This is a genomic window from Pseudomonas syringae KCTC 12500 (assembly GCF_000507185.2).
GTDB classification, from domain to species: domain Bacteria; phylum Pseudomonadota; class Gammaproteobacteria; order Pseudomonadales; family Pseudomonadaceae; genus Aquipseudomonas; species Aquipseudomonas syringae.
Genome location: NZ_AYTM02000002.1, coordinates 2,981,889 through 2,995,693, shown reverse-complemented (window position 1 = coordinate 2,995,693; position 13,805 = coordinate 2,981,889). Strand labels below are relative to the sequence as shown.

Annotated in this window: 10 protein-coding genes; 5 read left to right on the top strand and 5 right to left on the bottom strand. The window is 59.5% G+C overall.

Annotation, left to right across the window (positions count from 1 at the left end):
• The first annotated feature begins 9 nt into the window (after window positions 1–9).
• A complete protein-coding gene (gene yccS / locus V476_RS13620) occupies window positions 10–2,208 on the top strand; it encodes a YccS family putative transporter (protein WP_032607524.1) in 2,199 nt (732 codons plus the stop codon).
• On the opposite strand, the gene V476_RS13615 is transcribed toward yccS, so the two are convergent.
• The gene (locus V476_RS13615) at window positions 2,186–2,926 is read right to left on the bottom strand and encodes a substrate-binding periplasmic protein (RefSeq protein WP_024959641.1); all 741 of its coding nucleotides are present in this window, start codon (window positions 2,924–2,926) and stop codon (window positions 2,186–2,188) included. The two genes, yccS and V476_RS13615, sit on opposite strands and share 23 nt — an antisense overlap.
• A 228-nt stretch (window positions 2,927–3,154) precedes the next feature.
• On the opposite strand from V476_RS13615, the gene V476_RS13610 reads away from it, so the two are divergent.
• Window positions 3,155–3,613 carry a GNAT family N-acetyltransferase gene (locus V476_RS13610; protein WP_003305636.1) on the top strand — a complete coding sequence of 153 codons (459 nt, stop codon included), beginning with the start codon at window positions 3,155–3,157 and terminating at the stop codon, window positions 3,611–3,613.
• 7 nt (window positions 3,614–3,620) lie between these two features.
• Here V476_RS13610 and V476_RS13605 read toward each other — a convergent pair whose 3' ends face one another.
• From V476_RS13605 to V476_RS13595, 3 genes are read right to left on the bottom strand one after another with little or no spacing between them, the layout of a single operon-like run.
• Window positions 3,621–3,917 (bottom strand): winged helix-turn-helix domain-containing protein, encoded by a 297-nt coding sequence (locus V476_RS13605; protein ID WP_003392169.1) that lies wholly within the window; start codon window positions 3,915–3,917, stop codon window positions 3,621–3,623.
• Between the two features lie 26 nt (window positions 3,918–3,943).
• A complete protein-coding gene (locus tag V476_RS13600; protein ID WP_003392171.1) occupies window positions 3,944–4,468 on the bottom strand; it encodes a M48 metallopeptidase family protein in 525 nt (174 codons plus the stop codon).
• A gap of 32 nt (window positions 4,469–4,500) precedes the next feature.
• The gene (locus V476_RS13595; protein WP_016567028.1) at window positions 4,501–6,639 is read right to left on the bottom strand and encodes a two-component system response regulator; all 2,139 of its coding nucleotides are present in this window, start codon (window positions 6,637–6,639) and stop codon (window positions 4,501–4,503) included.
• A 318-nt stretch (window positions 6,640–6,957) separates the two neighbouring features.
• Here V476_RS13595 and V476_RS13590 point away from each other — a divergent pair, with 318 nt between their 5' ends.
• Complete coding sequence (locus V476_RS13590; protein ID WP_024959640.1) at window positions 6,958–7,629, top strand: polysaccharide lyase family 7 protein; 672 nt, start codon at window positions 6,958–6,960, stop codon at window positions 7,627–7,629.
• A gap of 83 nt (window positions 7,630–7,712) precedes the next feature.
• Here the strand turns inward: V476_RS13590 and putP are convergent, their stop codons facing one another.
• Window positions 7,713–9,200 (bottom strand): sodium/proline symporter PutP, encoded by a 1,488-nt coding sequence (gene putP, locus V476_RS13585; RefSeq protein ID WP_010419844.1) that lies wholly within the window; start codon window positions 9,198–9,200, stop codon window positions 7,713–7,715.
• 129 nt (window positions 9,201–9,329) lie between these two features.
• On the opposite strand from putP, the gene V476_RS28215 reads away from it, so the two are divergent.
• Both V476_RS28215 and putA read left to right on the top strand, forming a co-directional pair.
• Window positions 9,330–9,500 carry a hypothetical protein gene (locus V476_RS28215; RefSeq protein ID WP_154218214.1) on the top strand — a complete coding sequence of 57 codons (171 nt, stop codon included), beginning with the start codon at window positions 9,330–9,332 and terminating at the stop codon, window positions 9,498–9,500.
• A gap of 157 nt (window positions 9,501–9,657) precedes the next feature.
• The gene (gene putA / locus V476_RS13580) at window positions 9,658–13,611 is read left to right on the top strand and encodes a trifunctional transcriptional regulator/proline dehydrogenase/L-glutamate gamma-semialdehyde dehydrogenase (protein WP_024959639.1); all 3,954 of its coding nucleotides are present in this window, start codon (window positions 9,658–9,660) and stop codon (window positions 13,609–13,611) included.
• Window positions 13,612–13,805 lie beyond the last annotated feature (194 nt).

Sequence of the window (13,805 nt, the reverse complement as noted above, 5' to 3'; positions counted from 1 at the left end):
AGCTAACCCATGGCATCGAAATCTCTCCGTCATACATTCCGTCGATTGTGGGCGCTGGATAAATTCAGCTATAGCGTTCGAGTCTTTATCGCACTGACCGGCAGCATGGCGCTGTGCTGGTATCAAAACGAAATGGCGTTACTGATCCCGCTGTTTCTGGGGATTATCGCCTGCGCCCTGGCCGAGACCGACGACAGCTGGCAGGGCCGACTCAACGCACTGGCCGTGACACTGGTGTGTTTCAGCATCGCCGCCCTTGCCGTCGAATTGCTCTTCCCCTACCCCATCCTGTTTGTCTGTTCACTGGCGCTGGCCAGCTTCTGCCTGACCATGCTGGGCGCGCTGGGTGAACGCTATGGCGCGATTGCCTACGGCACGTTGATCCTTTCGGTCTACACCATGATCGGCGTCGATCAGCGTGGCGGTGAAGTGCTGGACTTCTGGCATGAACCGATGCTGCTGGTGGCGGGCGCAGCCTGGTACGGCCTGCTGTCGGTGCTGTGGCAGATGCTGTTTTCCAACCAGCCGGTGCAACAGGCGCTGGCGCGACTGTTTCGCGAGCTGGGCCAGTACCTGAAACTCAAGTCGACCCTGTTTGAACCGATTCGCACACTCAACGTGGAGGCCCGTCGCCTGGAACTGGCGCAGCAGAACGGCAAAGTGGTCGCCGCGCTGAACTCCACCAAGGAAATCATCCTGCACCGCGTCGGCAGCGGCCGCCCCGGCTCCAAAGTCAGCCGCTACCTGAAGCTGTACTTCATCGCCCAGGACATCCACGAGCGCGCCAGCTCGTCGCATTACCCCTACAACTCACTGGCCGATGCGTTTTTCCACAGCGACGTGCTGTTCCGCTGCCAGCGCCTGCTGCGTCAACAGGGCGTTGCCTGCCAGGCGCTGTCGGAATCCATCCAGCTGCGGCAGCCGTTCGTGTATGACCCAAGCTTCGCCGAAGCTATGGAAGACCTGCACGCGTCGCTTGAGCACCTGCGCATCCAGAGCAACCCTGCGTGGCGCGGCCTGCTGCGTTCGCTGCGCGCGCTGGCCGCCAACCTTGGCACTCTGGATCGTCTGATCAGCGACGCCAGCAACCCGGACGCCGTGGCCGATGCCACCGACAGCAGCCTGCTGGACCGCTCGCCGCGCAACCTCAAGGATGTCTGGACACGCCTGCGCCTGCAGATGACCCCGACTTCGCTGCTGTTTCGTCACGCGCTACGCCTGCCGCTGGCATTGACCATCGGTTACGCGATGGTGCACCTGATTCACCCGTCACAGGGCTACTGGATCATCCTGACCACGGTGTTCGTCTGCCAGCCCAGCTACGGCGCTACCCGGCTCAAGCTCGGCCAGCGGATCATCGGCACCGCGATTGGCCTGACGGTCGGCTGGGTGCTGTTCGATCTGGTCACCAGCCCGATTCTGCAATCGATGTGCGCCGTGCTGGCCGGGGTGGTGTTCTTCGTCAATCGGACCACGCGCTACACCCTGTCGACTGCCGCCATCACGGTGATGGTGCTGTTCTGCTTCAACCAGGTCGGCGACGGTTACGGCCTGTTCCTGCCGCGGCTGTTCGATACGTTGCTGGGCAGCCTTATTGCTGGCCTGGCAGTGTTCCTGTTTCTGCCGGACTGGCAGGGGCGGCGCCTGAACAAGGTGCTGGCCAACACCCTGACCTGCAACAGCATCTACCTGCGGCAGATCATGCAACAGTACGCCAAGGGCAAGAGTGACGATCTGGCCTACCGACTGGCGCGGCGCAATGCCCACAACGCCGATGCCGCGCTGTCGACCACGCTGGCCAACATGCTCATGGAGCCCGGTCACTTCCGCAAAGAGGCCGACGTGGGCTTTCGCTTTCTGGTGCTGTCGCACACGCTGCTCAGCTACCTTTCAGGCCTCGGCGCGCATCGTGATACGCAATTGCCGAGTGATGTGCGCGAACACCTGATCGATAACGTCGGCGCCACGCTGGCCGCCAGCATCGACGAGATCGCTGCAGGGCTGGCCGAGAAAAAGCCGGTTGCGGTGCAGAGCGATGTCGAGGAAGGGTTAGCCGCGCAACTGGAGCAACTGCCCGAAGACATGGACGAAAGTCAGCGACTGGTGCAAGCCCAACTGGCGCTGATCTGCCGCCAGCTGGCCCCGCTGCGCACCCTCGCCGCGCACTTGATCAAAGCTCCGGAGGCTACTGCAACCCATGCAGTCTGAGCAGTTCATCATAGGTGCCATCCGCTTTCATGGCGGTAATTTCGCGATCGAAGTCGGCGACGATCTTGTCGTGGTGGGGATTTTTCAGGCTGACCAGAATATGCAGGCTGTTCTCGCTCAGCGAGCCCGGTAGAAACTCAACCCGGTCACGAACCTCGTCCGGTTCCATCGCCAGGTTGTAACGGGCGACGTATTCGTCTTCCAGGGTCAGGTCGACACGCTCGGCAGCAAGCATGCGTATGGCGGTGGAGAAGTTTTGCACAGGGACTTTCTGCAACTGGGTGTCGCTGTCAAAAGCAGGGGTATAAGCGTAGCCGCGCACCACAGCGATGACGTACTTGTGCAATTGCTCATGGGTCAGGGCACCAATCGGCGATTCCTTGCGCTTGATGAAGCGCACCCGATTGAGCAGGTATTGCGCAGAAAACTGGCCAACTTTCGTACGCTCCTCGCTGAACCAGGCATTGATCAGCACATCGTGACGCCCTTCACTCAAGCCCAACATCGCTCGCGCCCATGGCACTTGCTCGTACAGCGTGATGTATCCAGCACGGCGCAGCGCCGTATTGACGATATCGGTCGCCAGCCCGCCGTTGAGCAGCAGCGCGTCGGTAAAGGGAGGCCAGGGGTCGGCGACAAGACGCAGCTTTTCAGCTGCGTTGGCCTGAGCCATCAGCAGAACGACCAGCAACCCCACCGCTCGAAGCGACTGCGACATGCTCAGGTTCCTGAAAGGGGCGGCATACCCAATTTAATCCTATCGGCAGGGAAACGCTCGCGCGTTAAGGCGCCTGCCGTTTTTAATTGAAGACCTCAAGCAGGCAGTAGACAAGCCGGGCAAGCAACATGATCAACCGGCGCCCCCTTCAGAACGTTGACGGCGTTTATTGGGAATGTCGCCGGATACGTTTAGACTTCGCTTCTGGTTTCCCTGCGAGTCTGCGACATGTCTATCAAATGGATCTGCAAACATCACACCGAGCTAAGCATCGAGCAACTCTATGCCGTGCTGCAACTGCGTGCCGAAGTGTTTGTGGTCGAGCAGCAATGCGTGTATCTGGACGTCGACGGACAGGACCTGACGGGCGATACCTGCCATCTGATGGCCTGGCAGGAAGACAAGCTGGTCGCCTACCTGCGTTTGCTCGACCCCATCCAGCAAGGCGGCGACGTGACCATCGGCCGGGTGGTGACAGCGCCTTCGATTCGCAGCAGGGGCATCGGCCATGAGCTGATGGAGCAGGCCCTGGAAAACGCCGAACGCAAATGGCCCGACCAGCCCATCTATCTATCGGCCCAGGCGCATCTGCAAGGCTATTACAGCCGCTACGGCTTCAATCCGGTGGGCGAGGTCTACCTGGAAGACGACATTCCGCATATCGGCATGCGTCGCGATCTGGACTGAAAACCGCTCAGGGATACTCCAGCACGGCCTTGATGCGTGGCAGATTGTCGGCAATCCAGCCCTTGTCAACGGCGCCCCAGTCACGGATCCGGTAGCTGCCGGCGTGATTGCGGCCGCCTTCGAGCTGTTCGAAGTCACACACAATATCCAGATCGGCGAGCGCACTGATGGTGTCCTGCGCGGTACGACGCGGCATGCCGGTTGCCGCCATCAGCTCCGGAACGCTGCTGGCGATCTGAGAATCGATCAGGTAAGCCACGTACAGGCGGCGATAGAAACTGCTTTTGGTCTTGCTGACCTGCATCTTCGAATCCTTTTTCAGTGCCTGGCTCAGCATGGCGCTCGTGCGGCCTGCAGATCACGGTACGTCAGGTACACGCGCAAATCGAACTCCAGTTGGTGATAACCGGGCAACATGTACTCGCACAACTGGTAGAACGCCTTGTTGTGATCCGACTCACGAAAATGTGCAAGCTCGTGCACAACGATCATTTTCAGAAATTCCGGCGGTGCTTCTTTGAACAGCGCGGCCACACGAATTTCGTTACTGGCCTTGAGCTTGCCGCCCTGCACTCTGGATATCTTGGTATGCAGGCCCAGCGCGCGATGGGTCAGGTCCAGGCGATTGTCGAAAAGCACCTTCTTGATGGCTGGCGCGTTGCGCAGGTGATCCTGCTTGAGCGCCAGCGCATAGGCGTAAAGGGCCTTGTCGCTCTGGACCTGATGCCGCGCGGGGTAGCGCTGCTGTAGATAATCTGCCAGGCGATCCTCGGCAATCAGCTGCTGCACTTGATCCTGCAGGGCCTGCGGATAGGCCTGCAGGTATTTGAGCGGAGCATGGCTGGATGCAGTCATAGGGCCTTTGCGTGAGATCGAAAAACGCCATTCTACAACAATCCGCTCTGCCTCAAGCCCGCCACGTCAAAGTGCCCGGGAAAGCGCAACGCGTCCTCCGGCACCATCGGATGAGCGATCAGAAAGCCCTGTATGACCTGACAGCCGTTGTCGGCCAGCCACTGATACTGCTCGGCTGTCTCGACGCCTTCGGCAATGACCAGCATGTCGAGGTTGCGGCTCAGGTCGATGATACTGCTGGCCATCGCCGCCTCGCGCTTTGACCCGACGATGTTGGCCACAAAACGCCTGTCCAGCTTCAAGGTGTCGAGTTGCAGATTGCGCAGGTGCGACAACGAGCATTCGCCCGTACCAAAGTCGTCGAGCGCAATGCGCACACCGACCTCATGCAGCAACTTCAGCTGTTTGTGGCTGTGTGTCAGGTTGTTGACCAACGCGGTTTCAGTGATTTCCACTTCTATTTGCCCAGGTTTCAGCTCGAAGCGATCCATGGCGCGTTTTAATTCCGAAGCCAGATTGGGCAGACAGAATTGCGTGGGACTGACGCAGACACTCAGCACCATGTCGGGCGCGAAGATGTGGCTCCATGCCTGACGCTGCTCGGCGCCCTGATCAAAGATCCAGCTGCCGAGCCGATTGATTAGCCTGGTCTCTTCCAGCAGCGGAATGAACAGCGCAGGCGGGACCTCTCCGACCGCAGGATGCTGCCAGCGCAGCAAGGCCTCGAAACCACGCAAGCGACCATCCGCCACGTGAATCTGGGGCTGGTACACCACTGAAAAATCCCGACCGTCGATGGCCGTACGCACGCTTTCCTCAAGCATCAGGCGCGAGCGGGCGCGCCCGTTCATGTTCTGATCATAGAATCGATATTGCTGCCGCCCGGCACGCTTGGCTTCGTACATGGCGATATCTGCCGCGCGCAGAAGACCGTCCAGATTCGAGCCGCAGTCCGGAAAGGTTGCAATACCGACGCTGGCACCCAGCGTGATCTCGACGCCGTCGACCTGGCGCCTTCCGGATACCCGCTCAATGAGCTTTTCGGCGATCTTGGCCGCCTGTTCGGGGTAATCCAGCCCGTCGATCACGACAGTGAATTCATCGCCGCCGATGCGTGCCAGCACATCATAGGGGCGCATGCTGTCCTTGAACTGCTCGGCGACCCAGAGCAATACCTGATCACCCGCTTCATGGCCCAGTGAGTCGTTGATTTGCTTGAAGCCATCCAGATCCATGAACAGCACGACCAGGTATTTATCGGCACGCTCGTTGCGCAATAGCATGCTTTCAACGGCCTGATAAAGCCCTCGGCGATTGAGCAGGCCAGTCAATGCATCGGTGACAGCCTGCTTTTCAAGCTGCTGATAAAGATCACGGACCACCGACATATCGAGAACCGTCAGCACCATTGCCTTCTGTTCGGCAGGCAGCGCCGCGCAGGACAACGCTACGGGCAGTTGCGTGCCTTGCGCCGTACGCAGAATGGCGTCGTGCACGCGATAGGTGTCGGACTTGCGATAGTGCTGGTAAAAACCCGAGTCCAGCCAGTGCCCCACCTTCGGTTCGATGATGTAGTCCAGCACCTGGGTGCCGCGTAGGTGATCGACTGAAGTGTTCAATAACTGACAGATAGCCGGATTGGCAAAGCTGATGGTGCCCGCTTCGTCAACGACCAGAATGCCTTCGGCGACATTGGCCAGCACCGATGCGTTGAACGCACGGGCCGACTCCAGCTCCAGCGACAGCTGTTGCAGCGCACGGCGGTTGCGTTGCTGCTCGAGCAGGGTCTGCACCTTGGGCTTGAGCACATTCGGGTCGAAAGGTTTGAACAGATAGTCCGTCGCACCATTCGCATAGCCCTTTTGCACCGCATCCTGGGTCTGCTCATTGGCGGTGAGAAAGATAATCGGCGTAAGACGGGTGCGCTGACTGCCGCGCATCAGTCGCGCGACCTCGAAGCCGTCCATGCCCGGCATCTGCACATCCAGCAAAACCAGGTCGACTTCCTGCTCGAGCAGTACGGTCAATGCTTCTATTCCGGAACTTGCAGTCACAATGTGCCAGTCCGTTCTTTGCAGAACAGCACACATCGTCACCAGATTTTCCGGGTAATCGTCTACAACAAGTAAAACTGAAGAGCCATCATCTGGCTGGTTTGGCACGCGTTCCATGCTGCTTCTCTTTGTGGGCATGACGCCTGAGACTCAGGACGACCGTCATACTTTGGAATAACTCTAGCCTCGTCTCGCCAAAAGCAGAAGCAAGGCGCCTCTTCCCTACTGTCAAAGTTCGATCTAGCCGACTAACGGTCATTCTCTACACCCCTTGCAGGCTCTGCCCTGCAGAAGAAGTGACAGCACTTTGACGCCATCCGTTCGACATTTTTTTATTAACAAATTGTCCTACAAGTCGTATAAAAGTCGGCTGAAGCCTCGCGCCAGAGGCTTTTTCTATGAGCGATACAAAGACATTTAGGGACGGAGACAAAAATGGTAGATCTTGGATCGTGGAATCTCAGCATCCCGGTGGGGTCACCCCCCAAGACCATCGAAACCGCTCAGTTAGTAAAAGGCTACGACGGTAAATATTTCAAATCCAAAACCGACGCCATTGTGTTCTGGTCGCCCGTCACCGGCAGTAAAACCGAGAACGCAAAATATTCCCGTAGCGAACTTCGGGAAACATGGGCAGACGGCTCTCTGCATAATTGGGTCTATCCGGACGCCGACAACTATCTGAACGCCAAACTGGAAGTCGACCAGGTGCCGTCCAGCGGCAAGATTGTCATCGGACAAATACATGCATACGAAAGCACAGAGCCGCTCCTGAAAGTCGAGTTCCAATACAAGGAAGACACCAAGACCGGCGACATCGTTGCAAAAGTCCGCAACCGCTATGACGACGACGAAAGCAAGGTTTACACCATCGTAGAAGGTGTGAAGCTGAATGAGACATTCAGTTACGTGATCAACCTGAGCAAGGGCGGAAAACTGTCCGTCAGCGCCAAGGATAAGGACTGGAGCACGCGCATCAGCGAGACCTGGCGGGACAAGCCTCTGTACTTCAAGGCGGGGGTGTATACCCAGGACAATACCGGGTACACCTCGGAGGGCGGCAAGGCGACGTTCTACAACCTCGACATCGATCACAACCAGAGCTGATCGGCACGCTGTTCACAGCCCGCATACAAAACGGCCCGCGCTTCACGAAGAAGAACGGGCCGTTTGTGTTTCAGTCAGACCTGTCAGCGGTTAGCTTTGAAATCCTGTTCGGCTGCCAGGAAACGGGTCTGCATGGACGCAGAAGCGGGCTTGCCGATCAGGCTGAACACCACGATAGCGATGCTGGCCAGGATGAACCCGGGGATGATTTCATACAGCCCCATCGTACTGAACTGTTTCCAGAGCACCACAGTGGCCGCCCCCACAATCACCCCGGCCAGTGCGCCGTTACGGGTCATGCCCTTCCACAGTACCGAAATCAGCACCACAGGGCCGAAAGCTGCGCCGAAACCGGCCCAGGCGTAACTCACCAGACCCAGCACGCGGTTTTCAGGATTGGCCGCCAGCAGAATGGCAATGATCGCGATCAGCAGTACCATTGCCCGACCTACCCAGACCAGTTCGACCTGCGAAGCGTCTTTGCGCAAATAAGCCTTGTAGAAGTCCTCGGTCAACGCACTGGAGCACACCAGCAACTGGCAGCTCAGCGTACTCATCACCGCAGCCAGGATGGCCGACAGCAGCACGCCCGCAACCCAAGGGTTGAACAGCAGCTTGGCCAGCTCGATGAACACCCGCTCCGGGTTTTCAGTCACCGGCCCGGCAACATCCGGGTGCGCCGAGAAATAGGCGATGCCGAAGAAACCCACCGCCACGGTGCCGCCCAGGCACAGGATCATCCAGGCCATCGAGATGCGTCGGGCGCTGGCAATCGACTTGACCGAATCGGCCGCCATGAAACGCGCCAGGATGTGCGGCTGGCCGAAATAACCCAGGCCCCAGCCGAGCAGGGAAATGATGCCGATGAAAGTCGTGTTCTTGAACATGTCGAAGCTGGTCGGATCTTTCGCTTCAATTGCCAGAAAGGTGGTATCGACACCGCCCGTTGCCAGCAGAACGATGATCGGCGTAAGGATCAGCGCGAAGATCATCAGCGTGGCCTGCACGGTGTCTGTCCAGCTCACTGCCAGAAAACCACCGACGAAAGTGTAGGCGATGGTCGCCGCAGCACCGGCCCACAGGGCGGTTTCATAGGACATGCCGAAGGTACTTTCAAACAGACGCGCACCCGCAACGATGCCCGATGCGCAATAGATGGTAAAGAACACCAGAATCACGATGGCCGAGATGATGCGCAGCAGGCCACTGTTGTCTTCGAAACGGCTGCTGAAGTAATCCGGCAGGGTCAGTGCGTCGCCGTTGTGCTCTGTCTGCACGCGCAGACGGCCGGCCACGAACAGCCAGTTCAGGTAGGCGCCGATGATCAGGCCAATGGCGATCCAGCTTTCCGACAGGCCGGACATATAGATGGCACCGGGCAAGCCCATCAACAGCCAGCCGCTCATGTCAGAGGCACCTGCTGAAAGAGCGGTGACCACGCTGCCAAGACTGCGTCCGCCGAGGATGTAATCCGAAAGGTTGTTGGTAGAGCGATAGGCCATCAGGCCGATCAATACCATTGCCGCTATATAGATCACGAACGTGATCAAGGTAGGGTTGCTGACACTCATGAGTTCTGCCTTGGCATTATTTTTATGTTGGCACCCGATGCCAAAGGGAATAGCGACCGAAATTCGGCACATCCCTGCTTTTGCACCCGACACCGCGTTGACTGATCGCTCCGCAAGGATTGGCAATCAATGACTGGCGGTTGCACCGCGGGAACGAATCCTATTAAACAAAGCAAACAAGGTGCAACCCATTTCATCATGCAAGTTACACCTGTTACAAAAAACCCGGCGCAGGTGCATTTACGCGCCATCTTAGGGCGTTTTCCGCGCAATCTACAAAAAATCACGCACCAGCATTGAGCGTCGCGCTGGTTTTATGGGGCACTCGCCGGAAACGTCACAAAATATTCTGAAAATATGGTTGCACCCGGTTGCACCTCACCCCGTCCCGAGGCTAATCTGCGCCAAAGCCGATGCCACCTTCGCGTGCCTATAAAGCCTATAAAGAGGACAACACATGGCCACCACCACTCTTGGCGTCAAACTTGACGACCCGACCCGCGAGCGATTGAAAGCCGCAACCCACTCTATCGACCGTACACCGCACTGGTTGATCAAGCAGGCGATCTTCAATTACCTGGAAAAGCTCGAGAGTGGTGCAACCCTGTTGGAGCTCGACGGTGCTGCCGGCAAGGAAAACGAAGACCGCGGCGAGCTGGCAGAAGACGCGGGACTGCAATGCTTTCTGGATTTTGCCGAGAGCATTCAACCGCAGTCCGTATTACGTGCAGCCATCACTTCCGCCTACCGCCGCCCCGAGCAGGAAGTGGTGCCGATGCTGCTCGAACAGGCCCGCCTGAGCGCGCCTGTTGCCGAAGCAACCAACAAGATGGCCGCGTCGATTGCAGAGAAACTGCGTAACCAGAAAAGCGCGGGCGGTCGCGCAGGCATCGTTCAAGGCCTGTTGCAGGAGTTTTCGCTGTCCTCTCAGGAGGGCGTTGCGCTGATGTGTCTGGCCGAAGCGCTGCTGCGTATTCCGGACAAGGGCACCCGCGATGCCTTGATTCGCGACAAGATCAGCAACGGCAACTGGCAGCCGCACCTGGGCAACAGCCCGTCGCTGTTCGTCAACGCCGCCACCTGGGGCCTGCTGCTTACCGGCAGGCTGGTTGCCACTCACAATGAGGCGGGCCTTACGTCCTCGTTGAGCCGCATTATCGGCAAAAGCGGCGAACCGATGATCCGCAAGGGCGTCGACATGGCCATGCGCCTGATGGGCGAGCAATTCGTCACGGGCGAAACCATCGGTGAAGCCCTGGCCAACGCCAGCCGCTTCGAAGCCAAAGGCTTCCGCTATTCCTACGACATGCTGGGTGAAGCGGCGCTGACCGAACATGACGCGCAGAAGTACCTCGCGTCCTACGAGCAGGCTATCCACTCCATCGGCAAGGCCTCCCACGGTCGCGGCATCTACGAAGGCCCGGGGATTTCCATCAAGCTGTCGGCACTGCATCCACGCTACAGCCGTGCCCAGTACGAGCGGGTGATGGATGAGCTGTACCCGCGCCTGCTGTCGCTGACCCTGCTGGCCAAGCAATACGACATCGGTCTGAACATCGACGCCGAAGAAGCCGATCGCCTGGAGCTGTCGCTGGATCTGCTCGAGCGCCTGTGTTTCGAACCACAGCTCACCGGCTGGAACGGCATCGGATTCGTCATTCAGGCGTATCAGAAGCGCTGCCCTTATGTGATCGATTACGTGATCGACCTGGCACGCCGCAGTCGCCATCGTCTGATGATCCGCCTGGTCAAGGGCGCGTACTGGGACAGCGAGATCAAGCGCGCCCAGGTCGAAGGCCTGGAAGGCTATCCGGTGTACACGCGCAAGGTGTACACCGACGTGTCCTACATTGCCTGCGCCCGCAAGTTGCTCGCGGCACCGGAAGTCATCTACCCACAATTCGCCACGCACAACGCCCATACCTTGGCGGCGATCTACCAGATTGCCGGTCAGAATCATTACCCCGGTCAGTACGAGTTCCAGTGTCTGCATGGCATGGGCGAGCCGTTGTACGAGCAGGTCGTGGGCAAAGTCGCCGACGGCAAACTGAATCGCCCTTGCCGCGTGTACGCCCCGGTCGGCACTCATGAAACACTGCTGGCCTATCTGGTGCGTCGCCTGCTGGAAAACGGCGCGAACACGTCGTTCGTCAACCGGATTGCCGACCACTCGATCTCCATTCAGGAACTGGTGGCCGATCCAGTCAGCCAGATCGAACGCATGGCGACCCAGGAAGGCGGTTTCGGCCTGCCGCACCCGCGCATTCCGCTGCCGCGTGATCTGTACGGAACCGAACGCGCCAACTCCAGCGGCATCGACATGGCCAACGAGCATCGTCTGGCTTCGCTGTCTTCGGCCCTGCTGGCTACCGCGCACAACGACTGGAAAGCCGCCCCGATGCTGGGCTGCCCGGCCAGCGCTGGCACGCTGAGTGCTGCGCTGAACCCATCGGATCTGCGCGACGTGGTCGGTCATGTGCAGGAAGCGTCCCTGCCAGATGTCGATAACGCCATCCAGTGCGCCTTGAGCGCCGGTCCGATCTGGCAGGCCACTCCGCCTGGCGAGCGCGCTGCGATTCTGGAGCGTGCCGCTGACTTGATGGAGGCTGAAATCCAGCCGCTGATGGGCCTGCTGGTCCGTGAAGCGGGCAAGACCTTCGCCAACGCCATCGCAGAAGTGCGCGAAGCCGTGGACTTCCTGCGTTACTACGCCGTGCAGGCGCGCAACGACTTCACCAACGACGGCCATCGTCCGCTGGGTCCGGTGGTCTGCATCAGTCCGTGGAACTTCCCGCTGGCGATTTTCAGTGGTCAGGTGGCTGCTGCGCTGGCTGCGGGTAACCCGGTGCTGGCCAAACCTGCCGAGCAGACACCACTGATCGCTGCACAGGCCGTGCGCCTGCTGCTTGAAGCGGGCATTCCGGAAGGCGTGGTGCAATTGCTGCCCGGTCGCGGCGAAACCGTGGGTGCCGGTCTGGTCGGCGACGAGCGTGTCAAAGGCGTCATGTTTACCGGCTCCACCGAAGTCGCCCGGCTGCTGCAGCGCAATGTGGCAGGTCGCCTCGACTCTCAGGGTCGCCCCATTCCGCTGATCGCCGAAACCGGTGGCCAGAACGCGATGATTGTCGACTCTTCGGCGCTGACCGAACAGGTGGTGATCGACGTGGTGTCTTCGGCGTTCGACAGCGCCGGTCAACGCTGCTCGGCACTGCGCGTGCTGTGCCTGCAGGAAGATTCTGCTGACCGCGTCATCGAAATGCTCAAGGGCGCGATGGCCGAGAACCGCCTCGGCAATCCGGAGCGCCTGTCCGTGGACATCGGCCCGGTGATCGACGCAGAGGCCAAGGCCGGTATCGAAAAACACATCCAGGCCATGCGCGACAAGGGCCGCACGGTTTACCAGGTGGCCATTGCCGACAGCGCCGAACTCAAGCGCGGCACTTATGTGATGCCGACCTTGATCGAACTGGAAAGCTTCGATGAGCTGCAACGCGAAATCTTCGGTCCGGTGCTGCACGTGGTGCGCTACAAGCGCAAGGAGCTTGGCCTGCTGATCGATCAGATCAACGCTTCCGGTTATGGCCTGACCCTGGGCGTGCACACCCGCATCGACGAGACCATCGCCAAGGTCATCGACAACGTCAATGCCGGCAACGTCTACGTCAACCGCAACATCGTCGGCGCGGTGGTGGGTGTTCAGCCATTCGGCGGCGAAGGCCTGTCCGGCACCGGCCCCAAAGCCGGTGGCCCGCTGTACCTGTATCGCCTGCTGTCGACGCGCCCGCAGGACGCTATCGAGAAATCGTTCGTCCGCAGCGACGCGCTGTCTGCACCGGATACGCGCCTGCGTGAAGTTCTGGGCAAGCCGTTACAGGCACTCAAGGCCTGGGCTGCCAGCAATCAGCAAAGCGATCTGGACGCCCTGTGCAGTCAATACGCCGAGCAATCGCAAAGCGGCATCACCCGCCAGCTGGCGGGCCCGACCGGCGAACGCAACAGCTATGCGATCCTGCCGCGTGAACACGTACTTTGCCTGGCTGACGACGAGAACGACCTGCTGATTCAACTGGCAGCCGTACTGGCGGTCGGCAGCTCTGCCGTGTGGCCGGAAACCGACATCAGCAAACCGCTCCGGGCTCGCCTGCCAAAGGACGTTCAAGCGCGCATCAAGCTGGTACCTGACTGGGCCAAGGACGAAGTCACCTTCGACGCCGTCCTGCACCACGGCGACTCCGATCAGCTACGTGCCATCTGCCAGCAGATCGCACAACGCAGCGGTGCCATCGTCGGCGTCAACGGCCTGTCCCACGGCGAAACCAACGTGCCACTGGAACGCCTGGTGATCGAGCGGGCATTGAGCGTCAACACTGCGGCGGCGGGTGGCAATGCGAGCCTGATGACGATCGGCTGATGCCGCTCGGTAACAGATGACGCGGAGCGTCACGAACGGCATTCCCACGCTGGAGCGTGCGGAACGAGAGGTGTCCGAAAGACACCGACCGTTCCCATGCTCTGGACTATCCGCGTCCGCTCTCGATACCCCCTGCACACGCTCGACCATCACCCGAATCAATCTTGCTACCCTCCCCCCTCAACCCGACCTAG